The 24,357-nt window shown below is 67.2% G+C and carries 17 protein-coding genes and 1 pseudogene; 11 read left to right on the forward strand and 7 right to left on the reverse strand.

The features are described 5' to 3' along the window. Positions 1-176 precede the first annotated feature (176 nt). Complete coding sequence (locus tag ACIBX3_RS51275; protein ID WP_397128056.1) at positions 177-5,933, forward strand: hypothetical protein; 5,757 nt, start codon at positions 177-179, stop codon at positions 5,931-5,933. A gap of 417 nt (positions 5,934-6,350) precedes the next feature. On the opposite strand, the gene ACIBX3_RS51280 is transcribed toward ACIBX3_RS51275, so the two are convergent. The 5 genes and pseudogenes from ACIBX3_RS51280 to ACIBX3_RS51300 all read right to left on the reverse strand — a co-directional run. Next, positions 6,351-6,884, reverse strand: a complete 534-nt coding sequence (locus ACIBX3_RS51280; protein ID WP_397128057.1) for a hypothetical protein — start codon at positions 6,882-6,884, stop codon at positions 6,351-6,353. Beyond that, a complete protein-coding gene (locus tag ACIBX3_RS51285; RefSeq protein WP_397128058.1) occupies positions 6,881-7,108 on the reverse strand; it encodes a hypothetical protein in 228 nt (75 codons plus the stop codon). The genes ACIBX3_RS51280 and ACIBX3_RS51285 overlap by 4 nt, the downstream gene beginning before the upstream one ends. A gap of 498 nt (positions 7,109-7,606) precedes the next feature. Beyond that, a complete protein-coding gene (locus ACIBX3_RS51290; protein WP_397128059.1) occupies positions 7,607-8,209 on the reverse strand; it encodes a YdcF family protein in 603 nt (200 codons plus the stop codon). Next, on the reverse strand, positions 8,206-9,219 hold the full coding sequence (locus tag ACIBX3_RS51295) for a hypothetical protein (protein ID WP_397128145.1): 1,014 nt from the start codon (positions 9,217-9,219) through the stop codon (positions 8,206-8,208). Before ACIBX3_RS51295 ends, ACIBX3_RS51290 begins: the two co-directional genes overlap by 4 nt. 162 nt (positions 9,220-9,381) lie before the next feature. Further along, positions 9,382-9,711: pseudogene (locus ACIBX3_RS51300) on the reverse strand (helix-turn-helix domain-containing protein); the annotation flags it as partial. A 314-nt stretch (positions 9,712-10,025) separates the two neighbouring features. Here ACIBX3_RS51300 and ACIBX3_RS51305 point away from each other — a divergent pair. Both ACIBX3_RS51305 and ACIBX3_RS51310 read left to right on the forward strand, forming a co-directional pair. After that, positions 10,026-10,328, forward strand: coding sequence for a hypothetical protein (locus ACIBX3_RS51305; RefSeq protein ID WP_397128060.1), 303 nt, complete (start codon positions 10,026-10,028; stop codon positions 10,326-10,328). A gap of 395 nt (positions 10,329-10,723) precedes the next feature. Further along, positions 10,724-11,053 (forward strand): hypothetical protein, encoded by a 330-nt coding sequence (locus ACIBX3_RS51310; protein WP_397128061.1) that lies wholly within the window; start codon positions 10,724-10,726, stop codon positions 11,051-11,053. Between the two features lie 71 nt (positions 11,054-11,124). Here ACIBX3_RS51310 and ACIBX3_RS51315 read toward each other — a convergent pair whose 3' ends face one another. Then, positions 11,125-11,892, reverse strand: coding sequence for a GntR family transcriptional regulator (locus tag ACIBX3_RS51315; RefSeq protein WP_397128063.1), 768 nt, complete (start codon positions 11,890-11,892; stop codon positions 11,125-11,127). 262 nt (positions 11,893-12,154) lie between these two features. On the opposite strand from ACIBX3_RS51315, the gene fxlM reads away from it, so the two are divergent. The 7 genes from fxlM (at position 12,155) to ACIBX3_RS51350 (ending at position 21,829) form a co-directional block, all read left to right on the forward strand. Then, complete coding sequence (gene fxlM, locus ACIBX3_RS51320; protein WP_397128064.1) at positions 12,155-14,740, forward strand: methyltransferase, FxLD system; 2,586 nt, start codon at positions 12,155-12,157, stop codon at positions 14,738-14,740. Positions 14,741-14,793: 53 nt separating this feature from the next. Then, on the forward strand, positions 14,794-14,988 hold the full coding sequence (locus ACIBX3_RS51325; RefSeq protein WP_397128065.1) for an FxLD family lanthipeptide: 195 nt from the start codon (positions 14,794-14,796) through the stop codon (positions 14,986-14,988). Positions 14,989-15,098: 110 nt separating this feature from the next. Then, positions 15,099-18,188 (forward strand): lantibiotic dehydratase, encoded by a 3,090-nt coding sequence (locus tag ACIBX3_RS51330; protein ID WP_397128066.1) that lies wholly within the window; start codon positions 15,099-15,101, stop codon positions 18,186-18,188. Next, complete coding sequence (locus tag ACIBX3_RS51335; protein ID WP_397128067.1) at positions 18,185-19,420, forward strand: lanthionine synthetase C family protein; 1,236 nt, start codon at positions 18,185-18,187, stop codon at positions 19,418-19,420. The genes ACIBX3_RS51330 and ACIBX3_RS51335 overlap by 4 nt, the downstream gene beginning before the upstream one ends. A gap of 17 nt (positions 19,421-19,437) precedes the next feature. Then, a complete protein-coding gene (locus tag ACIBX3_RS51340) occupies positions 19,438-20,256 on the forward strand; it encodes a thiopeptide-type bacteriocin biosynthesis protein (RefSeq protein WP_397128068.1) in 819 nt (272 codons plus the stop codon). Between the two features lie 144 nt (positions 20,257-20,400). Next, positions 20,401-21,579 (forward strand): hypothetical protein, encoded by a 1,179-nt coding sequence (locus ACIBX3_RS51345; RefSeq protein ID WP_397128069.1) that lies wholly within the window; start codon positions 20,401-20,403, stop codon positions 21,577-21,579. Positions 21,580-21,643: 64 nt separating this feature from the next. Beyond that, positions 21,644-21,829, forward strand: coding sequence for a hypothetical protein (locus ACIBX3_RS51350; RefSeq protein ID WP_397128070.1), 186 nt, complete (start codon positions 21,644-21,646; stop codon positions 21,827-21,829). 210 nt (positions 21,830-22,039) lie between these two features. Here the strand turns inward: ACIBX3_RS51350 and ACIBX3_RS51355 are convergent, their stop codons facing one another. Beyond that, positions 22,040-22,831 carry a helix-turn-helix domain-containing protein gene (locus ACIBX3_RS51355; RefSeq protein WP_397128140.1) on the reverse strand — a complete coding sequence of 264 codons (792 nt, stop codon included), beginning with the start codon at positions 22,829-22,831 and terminating at the stop codon, positions 22,040-22,042. 227 nt (positions 22,832-23,058) lie between these two features. Here ACIBX3_RS51355 and ACIBX3_RS51360 point away from each other — a divergent pair, with 227 nt between their 5' ends. Then, on the forward strand, positions 23,059-24,258 hold the full coding sequence (locus ACIBX3_RS51360; RefSeq protein ID WP_397128071.1) for a Gfo/Idh/MocA family protein: 1,200 nt from the start codon (positions 23,059-23,061) through the stop codon (positions 24,256-24,258). Positions 24,259-24,357 lie beyond the last annotated feature (99 nt).

The following is a 24,357-nucleotide window of genomic DNA, read 5'->3' on the forward strand; positions in this document are numbered from 1 at the left end:
ACACACTGGAGGAGCGTGCCGCGCTTGAGGGCGTGGCAAAGGCACTGCAGGATGCCCTGCCAGATCTGTGGCGCGCTGTGCTCGACTCACTCACCGCAGACGACGTGGGTACCGCGCTACCGAAGGTGGTTTCGAGGGATCGCTCTCGGCTCCTACGCGTTCTCGGAATGAGAAACATGACTCGTGTCGGTCCCTCGCTCTGCGCACAGGTGCTGGCATGCCTGCGCGGTGCAAAGTTGCCGGCGTCCAGGTTCGCGGCCAGCCTTCTCACTCAGCCCGTCCAGCCTGATGTCCTGGCTGCCGTACTTCAGGCAGGCGAAGATCAAGCAGAGGGTGACATCGCCTTTGCCCGTTGGCCGGACGCGTTGAGGCGTGCGGCCCTATGGGCACACGTGCACCCATGTCCTGCTGAGGCACGAAAGCTGCTCGGCGCGGCCCGCTACGACTGGTGGCTGCCGCCAGGGTTCGCTGCCGAGCAGGTCGCTGCCTTGCTGGACGCGGCTCGTAAGGTCGGCGCCATACCTTCCAATCTCACGGAGGATTCCACCCCCGCCATGACAGCTGAGCAGCAAGCATCTGCCGCTACAGACAATCCCGTAGATATACCCGAATCGGCCAGGGCACGGGCTCTACGTGAAGATCTCGCGGGTGCGCTGACTGCGGCGGTCCAGGCCGCGCAGCAGATCGATGCATCTGTGCGCATGCAGGGGCGCGTTCCTTCAGAAGACGACCTGGCATCGCTGGAACGATTGACGCAGGCATTCGAAGAGGCGGTGGACTGGCTGGGGCAGCAGGGCGTAACGCTCGAGGAGGCGACGGTTCCCGCGGCCACCCGAGCTATTGCCTCACTAGAGGAGAGCTGGAAGGACTTCGCCGAACGCCGTCGGTTGTCCGAGCTGCATCGCCTGACGGGGCCAGAGGAGTTGCATACCCCGCTGGAACGGCTGAAGGATCTGGCCAGCGGGCTTCTGGCGGCCGAAAGCTGGGACGCTACGCAGCGAGAGCTTCTGGAGGGCCTGCTCGCTTTGAGCGACCTCGTCGATCTAGCGAATGCGCCCGGCGGGTGTGCCACGGCTGATCCAGCCATACTCGCCGATTGCCAGCAGCGGGCCCAGGCTTTGCCGTCCGCCCTCAGCATGTTGACGATTATGGCGGCTGCGGGGAAGCTCCTCCGAACCCCGCCGACCATAGCCCGAGCCCGCCCCGATGAAGGCCCAGTCCCGCGTACCGGAGCCGAAACCATTCCCGCCGTTGCCTCAGACAGTCATGCCACCGATGCAGTCGCTTTCTCGATTGCCACGCCCAACGAAAATGAGCTGCCGGTTTCTGAGAACCCGAAGGCAGCCACCGATGGTGATACCGCAGCGCGTGAAGGAAATCAGCCGGCTAATCATGAGATCGCAGTAGCGCAAAGCGGTGAGAACGAGGCCTCTGAGACCATCTTTTCTCCAAGCGCTCAGCCCATCATCAACGAGACGAGGAGTCGGGCCGAGACAGCCAGCGTCCTGACCGGCATCGCTGGTCTTATCGCCCAGCGGCGATTCGGCATGGCGCACGCCGTAGCGCAGGCTGCCGACTACGCCGAAGCGCGAACGTGGGCATTACGTGTGGCAGCTCTGGGGCAGCATGTACGACCAGCATCCGGCTCCTGCGCAGCCAAGCTCCGATCGGAACTCAATGGCAGGGAAATCCACGCCGAGCAATTGACGTTGTTGCTGGCCGTGCCGGCCTTGCTCCGAGCCGCGTTGATCACAGGCGAGCCCACGACGGGAGCGCTCCTGGCCAGCATCTCCGGGCGGCTCGATCCGTATCTCAGCAGAGTGGCAACAGAGGTCGGTGAGCAAGCGCTGCGTGGAACCTTCCTGGAAGCTCCTATAGTCGGTGTGCTCGCCGACGTCACTCAACTGGAGCGGAGGATTTCTGCTGCCGGCGAGGCGGCTCTGCATTTGTTGCGTCCCCGCAAGCTCCGCTTCCAACGGGCTACTGCTATTGCCAAGCAATGGCTTGGCAACGACGGTCTGCTCGGGGTGCTACTCGCTGCTGCTGCTGAAGACGACCGTTCGGTCGAGCCGACGATCCGTGAGGAAGCGCAGAGGCTGTCCCAGTTCGACGAAGCTGAAAAAGAAATCGACGCCATTGACCGCTGGTATACGAGGGAACACTCCGGAAAGCCAGTGGAAGGTCCAAGCAGGCAGGACCTCTTAGCCCTTATCCACGATGTGGTCGAAGTCGTCTCCGAATGGCTGGCGGCTATCGCCGCGTACGAGCGACACCAGACTGCTGGACAGAGTTGGGCTATAGAGGCGATCGCCGCCCTGCGCTCGACTGTCGGGAAGCAACGCGCAGGTGTGATCGCCGGCCTTACGGACCAGTCGAGGAGCTCCGATCCTCTGGTGGCTGCTGCGGCGAACGCCGCAAGAGAGTCGATGTCCGAGATTTTCGAACTCCTCGACGGTGGCGTCCGTTTGTCGCCGGGTGAAATCCCAGCCGGGCTAGCGCTTACCGCAGAGCTTTTAAAGGTGCCGAGGGCTGACGTCGACTCTCGGACGCTGTTCGTCACGGTCCCGGCGGGTACATCACCAGAGGAATTGCTCGCCGCTGCCGCAGCGGACTGGACAAAGGCTCTCTCGACGCAGATCGGTGTGGAGAACTACTCAGCAGTCCGAGAGACGATCAATTTGGCAAAGAGCGGGCGGTTGCCCCTGCCCGAAGAAGACCTCGGTCCGCTGACCAAAAGCGGTATCGAGGACAAGCTCAACGCGGCAGTCGAGTTTAGTCGCGCCGAGCTGATGGATATAAGCGCCCGCCTCATCGCTGAGCTGCGACGGGGACGGGCCCGTAACGAGCTTTCGGACGAGCAGGAAAGTGAACTCGCCGAGATCCTTAGAACCGCCGATCCAGCACGGCGCCTGGATCTGGTCCGAGTAAGGAATATTCTGGCAGGCGTCTCAGACGACCTTTCTCGGCATCGGCGAGAAGCGGCGAAGCGACTAAGCGAACAGCTGGCTCTTCTCGTAGAGCGGTTGGAGCTCACCGAAGACGATCAGGATCGCATCCGACGCCTGATCGAAGAGGGTGAACTCGCAGCGGCCGAGGAGCACCTCTATTTCCTCGAGATGGGGGACACGACGCCGGTTGGCGTGAGTAGACGGGACCTCGAGAGGTTCTTTCCCGCTGTTCCTGAGGCGCTGCAGGGCGGGCTCACGGAATCTTTCCTCGTTACCGTACGAGATGGTGGCTGCCATACGGGCTTGGCATCACTCGACTATTCGGCATTGTCGACCGACGCTCGCGGCAGTGCTGCCGACGCTCTCGAACTCTGGGCCAAATTGGGCAGAACCCGGGCTGAGGAGCGAGCGAACTTTAATCATCGAGACGTACTGCAGGCGATGCGTATCATCGGTATCGAGGCTCAGAGAGTGGATCGGCGGGACGATCTACCACGGGGCAAGTCGCGACGCTTCATCGAACTGGTCGGGATCTCGGTGACAGGTAAGGCCATGGTCCCAGCGTTCGGCAGCAAACTGGGCATCAGAAATCAACGCGGTGGACGACTTCGAATCCTGCTTGTATGGGACCGGCCTACTGCAGGAATGCTGACGGGCTGGGTCGACCAGGATACATCGGGAGACAGCATTCTGATCGGCTACTTCGGGACGATGCCCCCCGACACCCGGCGCGAGCTTGCGCAACTAGCGGTCTCCACGGGGGCTCCCATTGTGGCGATCGACGATGCACTGTTGGCCTACGTCGCCGCTAACGGACTCGGCCGGCTCGAGACAACCATGGCGACCGCGCTTCCGTTCTCCGCGGTCAATCCCTATGTCCGGCGGAAGCGGATGCTGGTGGCGCCCGAGATGTTCTACGGTCGCGACAAGGAGTGCAGAGACATACTGGACCCGGATGGCACTCAGGTGATTTTCGGAGGGCGTGGGCTCGGCAAGTCGGCGCTTCTCAGGGAGAGCAAGGACCGCTTCGAGCGGGAGCCCGAGCGCGTGGCGGTGAACCTGGAGTTGAACGTGGCCTCCGACGGCGGGGGGCTGGGAGCGAGCATGGTTTGGGACCGGTTGCGCCAGACGCTCATCACCGCCGAAGTGCTGGCTCAGCCCACCTCCCGGAAATCGCGTCGCGATCCCTACGACGCCGTACGTGAGGGTGCGTTGGAGTGGTTGGGGCGCGATTCCCGGCGCAAGCTGCTCATCCTGCTTGACGAAGCAGATACCTTCTTTGATTCGGATTCTTCCGGCAGCGCTGACTTCCGCGAGACGAAGCGGCTCAAGCAACTAGTGCTGGAGTCGGACGGCCGGGCCAAGGTGGTCTTTGCCGGGCTGCACTCCGTACAACGCTTCTCCAAACTCTCCGGGAACAGCCCCTTTAGCCATCTGGGCAAGGCTACGGCGATCGGGCCGCTGCGGCCTCAACACGCCTTTGATCTGATCAACCAGCCACTCGACGTTCTCGGCTTCAAGTTCGACGACCCTGAACTGGTTCACAGAATTCTGAACTACTGCTCCTACCAGCCCTACCTGCTACAGATGTTCGGTCATCGGCTGATCGAGACAATGCATGCCAGACGGGCGAAAGATGAAGCTGGCCCGCCATACGTCGTCACCGAGACCGATGTGAGGGCTGTGGAATCCGACGCCGAGCTGCGCCGTGACATCACCAGCGCCTTCCGCGACACCCTGAATCTCGATCCCCGTTACAACGTAATTGCCAATGTGCTCGCCCACCACGCGTATGAAAATGACCTGAACGCCCGGCTATCGGATGCCCAACTCGCGGAAGAGTGCCGATCCTGGTGGGAGGCAGGATTCGCCACACTCGATGCCGAAGCGTTCCGCTCCTATCTATCCGAACTCGCCGGACTCGGCGTACTGCGACCGAACCCGGACGGGGTGGGTTGGCGACTGCGTTCCTCCAACGCCCTCAACATGATCGGCACGAGGAACGAAGTACAGGCGGAGCTCCTCCAAGCGGAATCAAAGTCCGTCCCTCCCGAAGTCATCGCGCAGCAAACACGTCGTACTCTCGCAACTGGAACCCGTTGGCCGTTGACCATCGCACAGGTGAACGACCTGCTCGGAGATCACACAAACCAGGTGCGCTTGGTGCTTGGCTCCTCCGCGACCGGAATCGATGCGGTCGCCGACACGATCACTGAGGTGGTCCAAGAACTCGGAGACCGCTTCACCCTGATCCCCGCAGGCGGTCGCAAGGAGTTCAACGAGGCTTTGGTAGGCGGACACCCCGGTGGTCGCCGCTTGGTCCTCTCCGACCTTGCTGGCTTCAGGACCAAACCCGAGAGCTGTTGGGAGAGCTTGCGGAGCGCGATCGAGATGCGTCCGGTTCGAGGCGGAGTCACGCGCTCCGTCGTCCTCGTCGCTGATACCGGAGCGCTGTCGTTCTGGGCAAGGGTATTTACAGAGGATCTGCCTGAGCTGGGCGTGGTGACCCTACGTCGATACGACAGAACGGCTCTGCGCGTGTGGGCGTTGGAGGCCGAGAGATTCGGGACGGAGAAAAAGCAGGAACACCTGCTGCAGATCACTTCCGGCTGGCCGTACCTTATTGAGCGAGCGCTGTCATTGACAGTGAATACCGGCAATGAAGATGAGGCGCTACGCCGTATCGCAGACGAGGTGTCCGCCGTCAAAGGGTGCGTGGGCCTGATCGACCGCATTGGCCTTAACATCGACGATACGATCGCTGCCGCTTACGGGGAGATTTGCGGTTGGATGGACAACAACGGGATGTCATGGGCAGATCTAGTGGATGCCGCTGCCTTCTCGGGAGCCGACAGTCCTGAAAGCATCGTGAGCTGTTTGTCAGCGCTCGGTGTTTTGGACCAAGACGAGAACGGTCGGTATCGTCTCGAGCCGCTCGTGGCGCGAGCCTGGCCTCACCGCCGCCCACCTGGCGATTTCGATTAGGGCAGTTGGGACCTGGCGGTGATCGCCAGGGCCGACGCGAACGCGCTGCTCGTACTCCTGCAGGATCCGAGCCTTGTCGCTACCTGAACCGGTCCAGGTTTCTTGGAGGCCCCGGTGTGCCCAGACCGGTTCACCGTTCGGAGTCGTCAAGCATCGAGACGTCGCTTGCCGGCCTCGCGGGCGAGGGTGGCATCGCATCTCGCTCGCGGCGGAGTTGGCCTTCTGTCAGGAATGGACGACGCCTCCGGCAAACCAGGTGCGGGCTGTGTGCTCTGCCGCTGGGGACAGGTCACTCAAGAGGACGACAGCGAGGCGGTTCCGAGCACGGCAGCACGCTGGCGCTGTGTGTTGGCTTCTTCCCGGACTTCCGTGAGGAACGCGTCGGTGCGACGCTCCTGCTAGTCCTCCTCTACGTCCTCATCGTCGAGGTCGCCGGCTCTCGATGAAGCCGGCGACCTCGACATCGTTTGTGTACACGGCATACAGCAGCCAGCAGCCGCGGATTCCGCTGAGCAGATCCTCCAGTAGGTCGAGAGCTGGACGGCCGGGATCCAGGAGGGTGATCCGCAGATCGAGCGCGTCCAGGCTCAATTCGGGCTGGTCATCGCGCCATTTGTCGAGCAGCTGCTCGGCGGCGGTGATCCGCTGTTTGAGCGCCGTGATGTCAGGGATCTTGCCTTCGGCGACTCGCAGGGCATTGCGAATCAAGGGCATCACCGCCTGGCGGGGGGAGGCGCCGTCGGCAACCAACTCCAGGACGAGGGTCGGCGTCTGGTAGGGGAGGACCGAGATGTTGGCGGCCTCGGTCACGATCTGAGTGGCGGGTAGCCCCGCATACTCGGCGGTGACGGTGGCCGCCGCGTGCAGCCAGTGCGCTGCGGTGACGGCAGCCGCGGCCGGGTCGATCTCGGTGAAGAGCGTCTCGGAGCCGCAGGGATCGTCGTGCATCATGCTGGCGGCTTTGGCCACCTGGACCGGCGAGGCGTCTCGCGGGTGAGAGCGACAGCCTGTCGAGCGCGCTCGGACACGTTGCCCAACTCGGCCTGCTCGATGGCGGCCAGTTCGGCGGCGACGCCGATGGCGACGCGGGTGGTCAGCCCGGCGGCATCGAGCGCGTGCAGGGCCCGGCCGACTCGGTGGGCGGCTTCCTCGACACGGATGTAGGACTGGATCATGTACCCGTCAGAGGGCAGGTTCGGGCTGGTCAATGCGGTGGGGACGAAGGCGAAGGCCTCCCGTTCGCGTTGCCGGCGCCAGCCTTCAGAGTTGGGTGAACGCCCTGGCCAGATTCAGGGCGCCGCGGCTGGAGATCCCGGAAGGAAAATCCGCTACGACCACCGCGGTATCCCCAGCCCAGTGCTCCAGCAGGCGATGAGGGCGTTGCAGCTGCGATCGATGGCGTACCGGGTCCATAGGGCTTCCTCACGGATGACCGGGAAGTGCGGCTGGGACACGCTCAAAATGGAGCATCGGCGCTCGGTTGAGCGTGGAATCCAGAGCGGGTCCTCGGCCACCGCCTCTGCGCTTCGCTCGATCTTGTCCCGGATGACTCCGGCTGTGAGGCGTTTCACTAGGTCAGGTGCGATAAGTGCTCTCGGACGTTCCGCGGCGGCAAGGGTGACCGCCGGACCCAGTTTCCGTCCCTCGTGGCGGTGTTGTCGTCGAGCATTCGCTCAGCACCACGTCCCATCTGTGCGTCGCGCGTCAGCGAGGCTCCTTTCCCCGACGCGGCGGGAGACTTCTTCCCACTCGCGGATCACTCGCCGCTTCCCATCGGGGATGGATGGCCAGTCCGTCCGGGTCACCGTCTTGCCCGCGTAGACGGGCTCCCATCCGATGGCGTGAAAGGCGCCGATGTCTGGGAGGAGCGTCTTGAGCATGTTCACGGTGCGGCGGTGGTACCACTTCGACACGGCGGTGATGACCAGCCCTGACCGTAGTGCTTCCTGTAGGTATGGCAGCGCGAATTCAACGTTCTGCCAGGTGTTGGCGGACTGGTCTTCGCAGCGGATCACGTCGTCGGGGACGCCACGTTCGATGAGGAGACGGCGGAAGGTGCGCGCTTCGACGATCCCGTTGTGGCGGTTCACGCCCCCGGTGGCGATGATCTGTGGTGCGAGACCCGCGTGGTATCGCTCGGCCGCGATCTCGGCTGGTGGCGCCTGATTGGTTCCAAAGAGCAGGAGTGCGGTCGGCTGGTCGTCAGGCGGAGGTGCATGGACGTCCACGTACGCGGTGATCTCGGCTATCTGGTCGGGACTGATGTCGTCGGTCATCCACGGTCCTCAACAGCGCGCGGGAGTTGCAGGTGGTGTGCGGCTGGGGCATTGATCGCCTCCAGGTACCGGGCATGGTACTCGACGGTCTGTTCGGCGCCGGCGAATTGCTGGGCCAGGACTTTGTCGAGCTTGTCGGCGAGCACCATGGTGGGCCAGGTGGGGCGGCTGCCGGATACCGCGGCGTGGCCGGCGGCCGCTGATTCGTCCAGCTGGCCGAGTGCGGCCTGGGCGAGTCCAAGGATCAGCAGTGAGCGTGCGTAGCCGGATGGGTGCTCGCCGCGTTGGCGGGCTTCTGGCTGGTAGACGGTCTCGATGACACGCTGGGTGGCGTTCACGGCCTCGCGGTACCGGCCGACGAACAGCAGCGACGTGGCGGTGTAGGGCGGGTCTTCTGACAGAGCGATGGAGAGCGCACCTGTTGTCGCGGCATCAGCGGGAAGGGTCGCGATTGCCTTGCTGGCCTGGCGGCGGGCGCGGGTCATGCCATCGACATTGCCCGCCATCGCCGCGGCCCGCATCTCCTGAGAGGCCAGCTTGGCGTAGACGACCGTCCCTCGCGGCGCGACGTGCTGGCCCCGGGCTGACAGCGTCGCAGACTGGCGAGGCTGCCCTTGATACCAGGCGATCATTGCTTTGGTCAGTGCTGCCCATGCCTCCAGTTCTGGGTGTCTGGCTTCCCTGCTGCGGCGTTCGGCGTCGGAGCACCAGACGCGAGCGGCGGCGTGCTCTCCCATGTCGCATGCGGCCACGGCGAGCAGGTGGGATAGCCGGCCAGTTGCCAAGACGAGGTCCGTCCGAGGTGAGGTGTGATCGACGTGATCGAGGATCCCGCTGGCGTACGACCTGACCGTGAGAAGCTCGTCATACACCTCTGCGGGAGGAAGCGCGCAGATTGTCTGCGCGTAGTGGTCGATGAGTTCGCCCAGGCTGTCCACCATCCCGCTGAGATGATCGTTACCGATCACGCTGAGGGCCTGGATGACCCGCCGATCCTCGTGCACGTGCATGGCAGGCACTGCGGCGGCAGCTATTCCGCGCTGGAGGAATGTCCGGCGTAGCACCTCGCTCACCTGCTCTACATCGTCGCTGGGGGCAGTGTAGGGAGCGACCGGCGGCTGCCTGGTGCGTGTCTTCTTTCCGGGCCTGTCAGGTGCCGTCTCCAGCACGTCCAGGTCGACGTTCAGGACTTGCGCCAGCGCGGGAAGCCAAGAAGCCGGCCGGACACGGCCCTGCTCCCATCTGCCGACCTCGAACCGGGTGACGGTGCACGTGCCAGTGATCGCACACAGCCTGTCTGCCACCTGCTGCTGAGTCATTCTGGCGGACTGCCGCAGGTGTTTCAGCAGGTCCGGAAGGGGGAGGTGTGGCGCTTCCACCTGGCGATCCCTTTTTCGGTCAGCGTGTGGGCACGGTGTGGGCACGCTCAGTGTGCCCCTCCATCGTGCCCTGAACCGGGTGGATGCTGCACAGGTATCGCCGAAGTGCAGGTGAGCGGCCACGTCACCCAGTCGTCAGGCTGTCTCATCGTTCTCCGCCGAACCTTTGCTGACTAGATCCTTAGCACCTGATAGCGACTGTTACCGAGGACTGATGATCGTGACGTGGCGACCCGTTGATCATGGCGACACATGGTCACGGCAAGGCGCCCTCTCGAGGGCGCTGCGCAGCCACGTCCTGTGCGAGCGGCCCGCTGTACAAGCCGCCGTCTCGCACCGTACGGGCGCAGGCCGGGTGGCCTTCTGGACGAGTATCGTCGCCCGGCCTGCGCCCCGCCCCCTCTTTGTCTCGACTCCCTGTCCGCACGGAGGAATCGATGCTTATCGACAGCGCCGATGCTGCCGCCGACGCTGCCGGGATGGCGTTCGTCAAGCATTGGCAGCAGCGTGTGCCCTACTGGTGGCTGATGTACTCCCGGCGCAAGCGCCGTCTCGTCGCGTTCTACCAGGGGAATTGCCCTCCGCCTGGCCTCGTAGTGGAGGCCGCGCATCCGGACGAGTTGCTGGAGCGGATGAGCCGCGAAGCACAAGCGCTGTGGCGCTCGCCGGCCTCCCAGACGCCGCAGCCTCACAGCTCTATGGAGAGCAGTCCCGGGCCGGGCGAGGGTGCCGGGTCATGAAGCGAGACGTGGTCAGGCAGACGGCCCCGCACGCAGACGGGGAAGCCACGCCACGTCTTGGCTCGGTCCGACGCGCGGAGAACTGCGCTCTCGTCGTCGGCTACGCACGACGGCGCGGGCTGAACCCACCATCGGAATCCATTCCCTCCTGGCCTGCGCCGCCTACCACTGGCAGCCCACGCCGGAGCTTCTGTCCGTCGTGGGCTGCGAGCTCCACCTTCTCGCCGCCCGGACCAGGTCACAGCAAAGGCCACCGCCGATGGACGCCCTCATCCTCGTCATGTACGACTGCGGCTATCTGCCTGTCCGCCTTCCCACGCCTACGGACGCGGCGCGTTCGTCGGTTACCGCTCGATCGCCCGCACCACCACCCGAATCGAGCGCGGAGACAGCAGATGAACCAGCGAGTCAGCCGCTCGCGACGACCTAGCGCGCAGACTGCCGACACGTTCGAGTGGACACCGTATGCCCCGGCCGGGGGCATTCTGCGGGTCCGGCACACCTCGTGCTGCGGTCGGTACGAGCTCGCGTCCGAGGGCGGTCAGTTCTTCGTGCTGCGTCAGGCCGAGAACGGCGGTTACGAGGAGACCGGCCGAGGCCGCACCCACCGCGGCGCCGTCCGGACGTACGTCGCGCTGGTGATCGAGCATCGCCGCGAGCACGTCACCCGCGGGGAGCCGCTGGAGCCCGACCCGTACGTGGATGAGGCGGACGGCGTGGCCTGACCGCGGGGCTGCCCGCCAACAGCCACCATCGACCAGACCGCCAGGGGGCGGGGGCGCTCGCGGAACGGGAATCAGACAGGATCGATCGGATAGCGGTAGCGGAGGTTCCATTGATAGCTGGGCAGGATGTAGAGGTTGATCTTGACGGCCCGGTTGCTCGCGGTCCAGCCGATATGGAAGATCTCAATCACCCGCTGGTCCGGTGTCATGCGCAGGAACCGCGCCTCGTCCGATGCGGGCGGCCGTACCCGAAGGTTCTCCTCGATCTCGACCTGGGCGTAGCCGAGTTCGGCCAGGCGGCTGCTGATCCCGCCGACGCCCGGGTCACGCTCCGCGATGGGAGTGCCGTCAGCGATGTCGCGCGGGATGTAGCTGGTGACGATCTGGATGGGGACACCCTCGGCACGCATGCGGCGAGCGCGCACGATCACGCTGTCGGAGTCGGGATCAACGCCGAGAACGTCCGCTACGTCGGCAGGCGGCCGGCCGGGCCCGATGGTGTTGTCGGAGTCCAGCCTGTAGCCGAGCTGGTCAAGTTCGCTGGCCAGCGAGCCGCGCATGCCTCCCCGCTCGCGGTGGGCGCGACTGTGCCGTATGGCAGCATCGCGCAGGATCGGCGGCAGCTCGTGGACGTAGGTGCCCACCCCCATGTGCACGTAGACGAGCCCTTCGCTTTTCAAGATCTTCAGGGCCTTGTTCACCGTGGCCCTGTTCACGCCGAGTTCTTCGGCAAGCTGGTCCTCGTTGGGGAGCAGGGAGCCGCGAGGGTAGACGCCTGCGTGGATGGCCTGACGGATCGTGTTTGCCACATCGCGGTAGTGGGCCCCTGGAGTCACCATGTGCTCACCATAGTGGCAGTACGTACTACATACTCATTGACCCCGCATCGTTTCCAGACTAGGAAGCATGTAGTACATAGTCCGGCTGCATTCCGAACGGCCGGATCAGCAAGGACTCCGGTCCGGCCCTCACCCTGGGTCCGGACTAGCCGGCTCGACCGCCTCTTAAGGGAAGGGGACGGCGCGGCTAACCGCGTAGCGGCCGACCACCAGCCACCATCGACCAGTTGCCCATCACAACCAAGAAGAGGGGACCCAGCCTGTGGCCACCGATAACGACGTCCAGGACGCCGTGGCCCTGCGTGACGCCATGACCACCGCCGTGGCGGCCAGATGCGCGGAGTGGGGCTTCCCGCTCCCCGTGCAGGTCGAGGCCGCGTTCCGCAGGGTCCCTCGGCATCTGTTCGCCCCCGAGGTGTCGCCGGAGGCGGCGTACGCGGTGGACATCGTCGAAGTCAAGCGCAGCGAGCATGGCGCCCTGATCTCCACCATGTCCGCACCCGACATCCAGGCCATGCAGCTCGTGCAGGCCGACATCAGCCCGGGAATGCGCGTGCTGGAGATCGGCTCAGGAGGTTACTTCGCGTCCCTGCTGTCGGAGCTGGTGGGCCCGACCGGTCAGGTCACGACCATGGACATCGACGCCGACGTGACCAGCCGGGCTCGCGACTGCCTGGCCGCCGCCGGGTATTCGCAGGTGCGGGTCGTCACGGCTGATGGCGAATACGGCTGGGAGGCCAACGCCCCGTACGACCGGATCATGGTCACCGTGGGAGCGTGGGACATCGCTCCGGCCTGGCGTCACCAGCTCGCCAAGGGCGGCAGGATCGTCATCCCGCTGCGGATGAAGGGCATCACCCGCTCCCTGGCCCTGGAACGCACGAACGACCACCTGGTGAGCCTGTCGCAGGGCGTGTGCGGCTTCGTCAGGATGCAGGGGGCCGGCCAGCACGACGAGCACCTGTGGCTCCTCAACGGCGAAAAGGTCGGGCTGCGCTTCGATGACGGCAACCTCGCCGACCCGGGCAAGCTGGATGGCGTGCTCGCCGGCAAGCCCACCGCGGCCTGGTCCGGGGTGACCGTGGCCCGCCCCGAGCCGTTCCCCGATCTGCCCTTGTGGATGGCCACGGCGCTGCCCGGCTTCTGCAACATCACCGTGAAAGCATCCGGCGACGAGGATCCCGGGATCGCGGTCGAGCAGGGTGGACGCTGGTTCCCCTTCGCTGCCGTCGAGGACGACTCATTCGCCTACCTGTCGGTCCGCCCGGCCGCCGGGGAGGGTCGCGTCGAGTTCGGCGCGCACGGCTACGGCCCGCGCGGCGGCGAGGTCGCCCAGGCGATCGTGGAGCAGGTCCAGGTGTGGGACCGCGACTACCGCGGCGGAGCTGGCCCGCAATTCGAGGTATGGCCGATTGACCACCCTGTCGAGGTGCCGCCCAACAGCGTGCTCATCACCAAGCAGCACACTCGCGTCGCGATTTCCTGGCCAGATGCGGAACGCTGCTGCAGCCGCGCCGCAGCGCCCCCGGCCATAGGGGGCAGAACTCGCCCCCGCGACCCCGCCCGAAACTCGACCCGTCCAACCACCAACCAATACGGCGATCACATGACTACAGTGCGAGACCGCGACGTTGACGACGCCGACCAGCTGCGCACCGCCATGGTGGCGGAACTCCGCGGCGACGCGATCACTTCCGACGCGGTGGCCAAAGCCATGGCCACGGTGCCCCGGCACCTCTTCGTGCCCGAAGCGCCTTTGGAACAGGCCTACGAGCCGAACACCGCGGTACCGATCAAGCGCGACAGCGACGGCCTGACCCTCAGCTCGCTGTCAGCCGCACACCTCCAGGCCACCATGCTGGAGCAGGCCGAGATCACGCCCGGCATGCGGGTGCTCGAAATCGGCTCCATGGGCTACAACGCAGCGGTCATCGCCGAGCTGGTCGGCCCAACCGGACACGTCACCTCCATCGATATCGACCGTGAGATCGTCGAGCGAGCCCGCACCTACCTCGCCGACGCCGGCTACGACCGCGTCGACGTGGTGCATGCCGACGCCGAATACGGCCTGCCCGCTGGCGCTCCCTACGACCGGATCATCGTCACCGTGGACAGCCCGGACATCCCGCCCGCGTGGCTGGAGCAGCTCACCGGCAACGGCCGGATCGTGGTGCCGCTGCGGCTGAAGGGCGTCACCAGGTCCATCGCGTTCGACCGCGACGGCGCCGGCCTGGTCAGCCGCAGCTACTGCCTGTGCCGCTTCGTCCCCATGCAAGGCGACGGAGCTCGGAGCAACCAGCGCCTCACGATCAATACCGGCGTCTACCTGACCATGGAGGACACCGAGCACAGCATCGACGTCACCGCGCTGCGGCAGGCCCTGCACTCGCCGCCTATGGAGAGCTGGCCCGGCGCCGCCTTTGATCTGCCCGACGAGTTGGAGCTGTTCCTGCTAACCAACTCACCGCGGATGGCCCTGCTGCACGCCAGCCCGGAACGGATCGAGGAAGGACTGGTGAGGGCCGCCGCCCGCCTCGGAGCGCCCGTCCTCATCGGCGACGACGGCAGCTTCGCCTACCGCATCAAACGTCAGCGGGGCAGCGACGACTTCGAAAGCGGTGTCATCGCGCACGGCCCCTCCGCCGAGTACGTCACGGCGCAGTACGGGCAGCTGCTACGCCGCTGGGCGGAACAGTACCGCCGCCGCGGCGCCGCCTGCATCCGCTACCTGCCCGCGCAGGCCGCCACACCGCCGGAGCACGAGCCGCAGCAGGGCGGGCTGCTGCGCAAGCGGCACGGAAGCGTGGCCGTCTCCTGGCCCCAGACCTCCGGAACCCCCGGGCGGTGATCCCGCCTGAGGGCGTCCAGGGGAAACCCATCCGCCACAAGTTAGGAGGCACCATGACCGTCCAGCTGGCCGAGGCACCCGCCTCGATCCCACCGGCCACCCCGGCACCCGCTCTCGACACCGAGCAGGACTGGACGCTGGACATCACCCTCGTCGAGTCTGGACCGGAGGCCGACAGGCTCATCCGGATGACCGACGATGGCTGCGGCAAGACGTGCCAGAGCGCCTGCCCCAACACCTGCCCGTAACGGGCTGGGCCCGCGTCCGCAACCAGAGCGGACGCTGAACCCCTTTGAAACCGCGCCCGGCCGGCCGATCCTCGACCGGCCGGGGGCGCCACCCGCCTCCAGGACAGCCGATGTACCAGTACGCCGACGCCGCGCTGCTCCGCGCGACAACGTGGCAGCCGAACCAGCAGCTTCCCCCATGGCCAGACCTGACCAGCGCATCTGCCGATCAGCTTTCCTGGCGGCGCTGGCTAGGCCTCATCTGGCAGATCCCCGCCCTCGCCACAGCGGTCCAGCAGGCCAGCCCCGATCTGGCTCAGCGCATCGGCGACATGCTCGACGGTCACCGCATCACCGACCCCGACGCGCGCCGCCTGGTGCTGTCGACCATGCGATACCTGCTGCGCGCCCAAACCCGGGCGACGCCGTTCGGCATGTTCGCCGGCATCGCCCCGGCCCGCATCGCCCCAGCCCGCCAGCCTTCCGTACGGATCAGCAACGGCCACGACGCGGTGCTGCACGCGCGCTCCGCCTGGCTCGCCGCGGTCGTCGACCGCCTGGAGAGCACACCGGCGCTGCGCCGACGCCTGCCCGTACGGACCAACGACCTGCTGTTCGAGCGAGACGGCCAGATCGTGCTGCAGCACCGATCCCATGCCCAGCCGAACGGGCGCCCCGCTCACGTCAGCGTGCGCGCCACCGACCCCCTGCGGGCCGCACTGCGCCTGGCCCACCTCCCCGTCCCGTGCGAGAGCCTCCACGCCCAGCTCGCCGTCATGTTCCCCACCGCAGCCGAGCCCGCCATCGACGCGCTGCTGGCAGATCTGGTGCGCGAGCGGCTCCTGCTCACCAGCCTGCGGCCGCCCGCGACGGCGAGCGACCCCCTCGGCCATCTCCTCGGCGAGCTCGCCGCCGTGGACGCCGACACCGTGGGAGAGACGGCCGAAACCATCAAACGGCTGCGTGAGATCGCCGAGCACCTCGGCCGCCCGCAACAGCTGGCACACCTGCCCGACCTGCGCAAGGCGATGACGCGAGCGACCGCCACGATGAGGGCCGTTCACCCCACTACCCAGCCCCTTGCCCTCGATGTGCGCCTCAACGCCGAGGTGGCGATGCCCGCCGCCGTGGCGAAGGAAGCAGCCGCCGCAGCGAGCGTGCTCATCCGCCTGGCCCGCCGCCCCGCCCTCAGCAGCGCCTGGATCGACTGGCACCAGCGCTTCCTGGAACGCTACGGCCCGCACGCCCTCATCCCCGTCCTCGACGCCGTCGACGCCGACATCGGACTCGGCTACCCGGCCGGATACCTCGGCGCAGCCCCGCCCCAGCAAGCTACACCGACCAAGCGCGACACCCACCTGCTCCCTCTGGCGCAGCGGGCCGCGCTGCTGCGCCAGAGGGAGATCGTCCTGGACGACGAGCTCATCGACCGCCTGTCGGTCGTCGGGAAGGGCACGCCCATCCAGACGAGCACCGAGCTGACCGTCCGTGTGGACGCCCCCACCGCACAGGCACTCGCCGCCGGCGCCTACACGCTGGCGATCGTCGGAGTGTCCCGCCAAGCCGGCACGACCACCGGCCGGTTCCTGCCTCTCCTCGGCGAGGACTACCTGCAGCGGGTGGCAGCGCTGTACGCGCAGCTGCCGACGGCAACCCGCGGCGCGCTGACGGCGCAGATCTCCGCGCCTCCGCTGCACACCAGCAGCGGCGACGTCGCCCGCGCTCCGCAAACATGCACGCATCTGCTGCCAATCGGGGAGTACCACGACGGCAACGGCCGATCCCTCACTGTGGCCGACCTCGCCATTACGGCGGATGCCCGACGCCTGTACGTCATGTCCCGCTCCCGGCGCCGCGCCATCGAGCCGCTGGCGCTGAACGCCGTCAACCCGGCCAGCCACATCCACCCTCTGGTGCGCTTCCTCATCGAGGCGCCGCACGCGCTGAGCACGCCCTGCACCCCGTTCGAGTGGGGGCTGGCCACCGCACTGCCGTTCCTGCCGGCGCTGCGCTACGGCCGCACGATCATCTCCCCCGCGCGCTGGTTGCTGGCCGCCTCCGATTTGCCCGGCCGGGAAGCGTCCTGGCCGGACTGGGACTGCGCCCTGGCCACCTGGCGGGAGCAGACCGCCGTGCCATCGCGGGTCTACCTCGGCGAGGGCGATCGCCGCATCATCCTCGACCTCGACGAGCCCGCTCACCGGGCACTCCTGCGCGCCCATCTTCACAACGGCGACACCGCCGTGCTGCTGCCCGCCCCCGCCCCCGATGCCGCAGGCTGGATCGGCGGCCACGCTCATGAGCTCGTACTGCCGCTGAAGGCGACCATCGGTCCGGCTGACCCGCCCGCACGGGCATACGAGTTCACCGGCCGCGGCCACGGGTATCTGCCCGGCCAGGACGGACGGCTGTACCTGAAGCTGTACGGACATCCCGACCGGCACACCAGCATCCTCACCCGGCACCTTCCTCACCTGGCGGAGCGGCTGGAACAGCTCACCGGCCCGCTCACGTGGTGGTTCCTGCGCTACCACGACCCCGACGACCACCTGCGCATCCGCATGACCGTGCCGCCAGACACGCTCGCCGACGCCATCCTCCACATCAACGCCTGGAGCGACCACCTGCGCCACGCAGGTCTGATCGGCCGCCTGCAATGGGACACCTACTTCCCCGAGATCGGCCGCTTCGGCGGCCCGGAGGCGATGGACGCGGCCGAGGCGTACTTCGCCGCCGACTCGGCCGCCGTGCTCGCACAGCTCATGACCTCCACCACGGCACCATCCGGGCCCGACACGCGTGCCCTTACCGCCGCCAGCCTCCTCAACCTCACCATCGCGCTGCTCGGCGACACCGCCGCGGCGATGCGCTGGATGATCGACCACACCCGGCCTGACTCTCAAGCTCCCCGCCGCGACCAATACGACCAGGCCCTCACCCTGGCCCTCGCCTTCACCGCTGGATCCCACCGCAACGAGCTGGCCGCGCACACGGGCGGCCAGCAGGTCCTGGCCTGCTGGGAACGACGGCGCACCGCCCTGACCACCTACCGCACCACCCTGGAGGTCGCCGGCGTCAACGCAGCCGACCTGCTCCCGGATCTGCTGCATCTCCACCATGTCCGGATGATCAGCACGTCCCGGACCAGCGAGCGGGCGTGCCTGCACCTGGCGCGCGCCGCCGCGTTGAGCTGGACCGCCCGAACCACGAGGAGCCGATGATCACACCAGAGGCCGCCGCGCAAGCCCAGGCTGCGCGTATCGCCGACGTCCTGACCGACCCGCACCGGTCGGCCGCCACAATCCGCGGCGGCCGGCCATGGCCCCAATCGCTGGCCGGGGGAGCCGCGGGCATCGCCCTGCTCCACATCGAACGAGCCCGCTCCGGCCACGCCGACCACCTGACCGCCCACGACTGGCTGACCACGGCGGTCGAAGCGCCGCTGAGCGCGGCCGACAACGCCGGCCTGTTCTACGGCGCTCCTGCGCTGGCGTTCGTCATCTGGGCCGCCGACGGCGGCACCGGCCGATACAGGGACGCGCTCGCACGACTCGACACTGCCGTTTCCACCGTTACCCAAACCCGGCTGGCGACTGCGTACGCGCGCATCGAACGCGGCGAGCGGCCCACCCTGGCCGAGTTCGACCTCATCCGCGGACTGGCCGGGCTGGCCGCCTACCATCTGGCCCGCCACCCCGACCACCCCATCACCGGCGACGTACTCACCTACCTGGTGCGGCTCACTGAACCGCTGACCGCCGACGACCCGTTTCCGCCATGGTGGACCCCTGTCTGGACCGACGGCGAACCGAACCCGAACTACCGGGAAGGACACGGAAACTTCGGCGTGTCCCACGGCGTCGGCTCCGTCCTGGCCCTGCTCGCCCTGTCACTCCTGCAGAACGCCTCCGTACCCGGCGCCGAAGAAGCCATCGGCCGCATCTGCGCGTGGACCGACCACTGGCGCCAGACGGGCGAGGCCGGCCCCTGGTGGCCCGGCTACATCACCGCCGACCAGGTCCGCATGAGATGCGTCTCCCCAGAACTGCGGCCGCGGCCCTCCTGGTGTTACGGCATCGCGGGCACGGCCCGCGCCCAGCAACTCGCCGCCATGGCGCTCGGCGACACCGACCGCCAGCAAACCGCCGAAGAGGCGATACTCGCCGCGCTGCGCGACCCCGCACACCTGCAGCAGTTGGGCGACGACACCGGCCTCTGCCACGGCAAGGCCGGCCTGCTGCACGCCGCATGGCGGATGTCCGCCGACGCCCGCACTTCGCAGATCTCCGCCGAACTGCCGTACCTGGCTGGCCAACTCGCCGCCGATCTGTCGCCACGCGTGTCCGATGCCGAACTCCTCGACGGCGCGGCCGGGGCCGCGCTCGCCCTGCACACCTTCGGCACCGGCACCGCCCCGGCCTCCCGCTGGGACACCGTTCTCGCGTTCGCCTGAGGATCGGAGCCCCAACCATGAACAGGCCATGTCAGCAGATCAACGTTGCGTTCCCCTCATGGGACGACGCCGAGGCCATCGCCCTGGCGCATCTCGCGCCCCTGCTGAAGATGGCCGACGCCCAAGGGTGGATCACCTTGTGGTGGATCATCCGCAAGGCGCCCTGCTGGCGACTGCGGTACGTGCCCGCAGCCGACACCGCCGGGGCCGAGATGTACCTGCACGACCACCTGGCGGACCTGGCCAGCGCCGGACACATCATCAGCGCCAGAAGGGTCCGCTACGAGCCCGAGACTCGAGCCTTCGGCGGTAGCGAAGCCATGGCCTGCGCCCACCAGCTCTTCCACGCCGACACCCGTCACCTGCTCGACCACCTCATCGCGGCCCGCCATCGGCCGGACGGCGGGCATCGCCGTGAGCTGGCCATCCTGCTGTGCAGCGCCCTGATGCGCGCTGCCGGTCAAGACTGGTATGAACAGGGCGACATCTGGGCACGCGTGGCCCAGCACCGTGAACCAGCCCTTCCGCGCCCCGACTTGCATGAGAAGCTGCGCCGGCTGATGAGCGTGGACCTCACCAGCCTCTGCCGCCCTGGCGCGGCCCTCGCCGATGCAGCCGGGTGGGTGGAAGCCTTCTCCGCCGCCGGCCGCCAGCTGGGCGATCTAGCCGCCGACGGGCGACTCCATCGCGGGCTGCGCGACGTCCTGGCCCACCACGTCATCTTCACCTGGAACAGGCACGGCCTACCCCACGAGACCCAAGCCGTGCTGGCCGGCACCGCCGCAACCGTCGTCTTCGGCCGCGAGCCCGCCGCGACACCTCCGCTGCGACGCTGATGGACCACACCGACAAGCACACCGGCCGCCCAATGCCGTCGCGTGGGCATCGACCTCCAGCACGCCGACTTACACGCCCCCTTCCCAGCCAATTCACCCTCGACCGGCCCAACACCCGGCCCTGGACCGACTGGATGTGACCTCATGAACGCCGCCCTGGACCTCGCCCAGATCGCGCACCGCTTCCCGCTCATTCCACGGCCCAGACCCGCCTACCCACCGTTGCCGGACCGCATCGACGACGTACGCACCCTCGCGCGCACCGCCGGCGAAGGCGGCTCCGTCCTGCTGTCCCAGGCGGTGCAGGCGATGAACAAAGCCGCGCTGATCGCCAGCGACTGCGGGCGGCCCGATCTGGCTCGAACCTGGTGCCGACGTCAGTTCGACCTCTTCCTTCGCGCCCGGCCGCTGAATGCGAAGGAAGCGCGCTACGCCCTCGAGCCCGCGGTCAACCTCGCCCGGCTGGCCATCCGCGCCGGCGACGCCGACGGCGCCTACCACCTACTCGAAGACCTGTTCCACGCTGTCGCCGACCGCGGCAACGCCATCATCGACGACACGCCCGTCTCCTTTCGCGACCTCACCACCAGCGACACCGAGCATCGCAACGTGGTCCAGTGGCTGTGGGGCGTCTTCCTGGCCGAAGGCGCCAGAGCGCTGATCAGCGCAGGCCGCTGGCAGCAGGCGGCAAAACACTCCGAACGCCACCACGGCGTCGGCCGACGCCTGCTGGACGGACGCCAGGCGGCCATCGTGAGCCGCTGCCTGGCTCAACAGCCGAAGGACGCGCAGGCGCTCCTGGACGACAGCACCCCCAGCGAGCCGTGGGAGCGTCTGGTCGCCCGCGCCCTCGACGTACTGTGCCTCCGCGCCTGCGCGCAACCGGCCGACACGAAGATCGCGGCCATGCGACAGCGCTACCTCGACCTCGAACCCGCAGACGAGCTGGTCGTTTTCCACACCCGCCTCGGCCTGACCGTACTCGACCTTGCGGGCGGCCCGGGCCAGCCGGACACGGCGCCGATCGCCGCCCGGCTCGTAAGCGACGTTCTCACCGCGGGCGACGGCTACGCAGCGCGGGACCTGCTCTCCTACCAGGCATGCCGATTGGCTCTCACGGACGCTGACGAGCAAAGACTCACCGCAGCCGTCGAGGCCGCTGGGCTGGGTTCAGACGGCATACCTGAGCCGCTCGCGGGCGACCTGCACGCCGCCGTGCAGCAAAGCGAGGCGGGAATCGCGGCCCACTTCGGCGCCCGGCTTCGCCCGGCCGCCCCACCCTTTACATCGGGACAGCCGTTCGCCGGCAGCAGGACGGTGTGATGCGCGAGCGTCTCGCAGCCGCAGCGGAGCTACTGCGCCGCAACAGGCAGTTTCGCGCTACGCCGTGGCGCGTACCGCCTCCGTCCTCGGCACCACCACGGCGCCGGCCGGGCTCGCCTTTGCGCTCATCGCCGTCGGCGGCGGAGCCACTGCCATCGGCGTAGTGACGACTGTCAGCTTGCTCATCTTCCTGGCCGTCATCCCGATCGCTCGCGTGCTGGCCGACCGGCTACCCGGTTCTGGATCATAGTGACGTGTCAGCTCCTCTGCGGGGTGAGCCAGTGCGCCTCAGCCGCGCTGGTCCTGACCGGCTCGGCCACCGTCTGGTTCCTGGGCGGCCTGGCCAGCAGCCCCAACGCCCTAGGGATGCAGACGCAACTGACCGCATGCGATCCCGGCATGAGCAAGGGCAGAGCACGTGCCGGAGGGGCGTGGGTGGCGGCAGGGGCCTCCGGTTGGTTCAGGGGTGCTCTGGCGTACGGTGACGGCCGGCTCCCTGGTATTCGCGTCTGAACTTCGCCGGGGATGTGCCACAGAGAGAGGTGAACACGCTGTAGAACCGGCTGACTGAACCGAAGCCGGCTGCGGACGCGATGTCGTTGACCGGCAGATCGGTGGTGATCAGCAGTCGGCGGGCCTCCGCAAGGCGGTGCTTGGTGAGGTAGTCGCCCATGGTCGTGCGGACCACCTTGCGGAACTGGGTCATGGCGTAGTGGGGGTGCAGGTGTGCGGCGCCGGCGATGTCGGCGCTCGTCAACGGCTCGCGGAAGTGTTCGGCGATGTGCCGCACCATGGCGATGACGTGCTGTAGCGCCGGTTCGCCTCCGGTGTACCGGCGCACTGGTTCGCCCAGGCTCGTCAGAGCGAGGCGGCGGACCCTGGCTTCGATCTCGAGCAGTGCGATCCGGTGGCGTTCGCGGTGGTTGGTGGCGAGGTCGGCGGCCCACTGGGCGAAGCTCGCGGGATCGGTGGGCAAGGCGGCCGACGGCGCGGAGACCACAGGCGTACCGGACAGAACGCGCCTGACGAGCGTGTCGGGCAGTCCCCAGCCCAGGAAGGTCGTGAACGGCAGATGCAGCCAGTGAACGGACGTCGCCGAGTTCGCCACCAGTTGATGCGGTACCGCGGCCCAGAACACTGCCAGGCTTCCGGAGCTGATCTCGACGGGCGTGCCACCAAACAGGTAGAGCATGGTGCCGCCCTCGGTCACCAGATTGATCTCCAGGTCGTCGTGCTGATGCGGGGCGCCCATGACCACTGGTCGGCCCCGCCATCCGGTGAGGCTCGGCGGTTCAAGGCCGGACATGAGGATCCAAGAAGTTCTCACTCTTTTGGATGAAGCGTTCGTGGATTGTAGGGCTCTATCGTCGTGGCAGTCCACGTGGGCCGCCCGAGGCCGGTGCCGGCGCCTCACCGACGGCGGGTCCGCGGGGCAGGAAAGCATGACCATTCCTCGGACGGCATGACAAGGAACCCTTCATGACCTTTTCTTTGGGTATCGTCGGCGCCGGGCAGTTCGCTGGGCAGTTCGCCAAGCTGTGGCGGATCCACCCTGGCGTCGGCGATATCTGGGCCACCGACCTGATCGCGGACCGGGCCGCCCGGCTGGCCGCCGACTACGACCTTGCCGGCACCGTGCCGTCCTTCGAGGCCCTGCTCGACTCCGATATCGACGCGGTCGCCATCTTCACCCAACGCTGGACCCACGGGCCGCTGACGGTCAAGGCGCTACGGGCCGGTAAGCACGTGTATTCGGCGGTACCCATGGCGGTGACCGAGGTGGAGATCGCAGCCATCCTCACGGCCGTCCAAGAGACTGGGCTGATCTACATGATGGGGGAGACCAGCCAGTACAACCCGGCCACGGTGTACGCCCGCAACCAGGTCGCTGCCGGCGGCTTCGGACGGCTGTTCTACGCGGAGGGCGACTACGTGCACGACATGGACCTCGGCTTCTACGACGCCTACCGGTACAGCGGCGGCGATACCTGGCAGGCGACCGCTAGCTACCCGCCGCTGCTCTACCCCACCCATGCGATCGGTGGTGTGCTCGGCGCATGGCAGACGTACGCAATCAGCGTGTCGGCAATCGGGGTCGTCGACGATCGCGGGGACGGGGTGTTCGACAAGTCGGTCAGCCAGTTCGGCAACGACTTCTCCAACGCCACTGCTTTGTTCGAGGTCGAGGGCGGGGGATGCTTCCGGACGAACGAGTTCCGGCGGGTCGGCTACCCCTCGCACATCCGTGAGTCACGGTTCCGGTTCTTCGGGACGGAGGGGAGTCTGGAACAGTTGGCCACAGTGAGCTTGTGGCAGAACAAGAGCGGTGTCACCGACATCACCGAGTTCCTGCAGCCCAAGCCCACCCTGTCACCTGACGACCCCTCGCTCCAGCATGTTGCTCCCGCCCTCAGAGACGCCTTCACCTCGGGCTCAGCGCCGGTGCACGACCGCTCGCGGCTGCCTGAAGAGTTCGCCCACGTCTCCAACGGCCATGAGGGCAGTCATCACTTCCTGGCCGACGACTTCGTGCGGGCGGTCGCCACCGGCGCCGTGCCCCCGGTCAATGCCTGGGTCGCCGCACGCTACACCTTGCCCGGCATCGTCGCGCACCAATCCGCCCTCAAGGGCGGCGAGCGGCTGGCGATCCCGGACTTCGGAGACGCCCCCCGGGCGTGAAATAAGCAAGGTGCCCCCTCGTGGCGAGCCCTCAAGGTGGGCGCCTCGGGCCTCCTGGTTCTCCTGGCGGTACGCGGGCCGAGCAGGACACCCATGGAC

Origin of the sequence: Nonomuraea sp. NPDC049480 (assembly GCF_044465905.1) — a bacterium.
In the GTDB taxonomy this organism is placed as follows: Bacteria; Actinomycetota; Actinomycetes; order Streptosporangiales; family Streptosporangiaceae; genus Nonomuraea.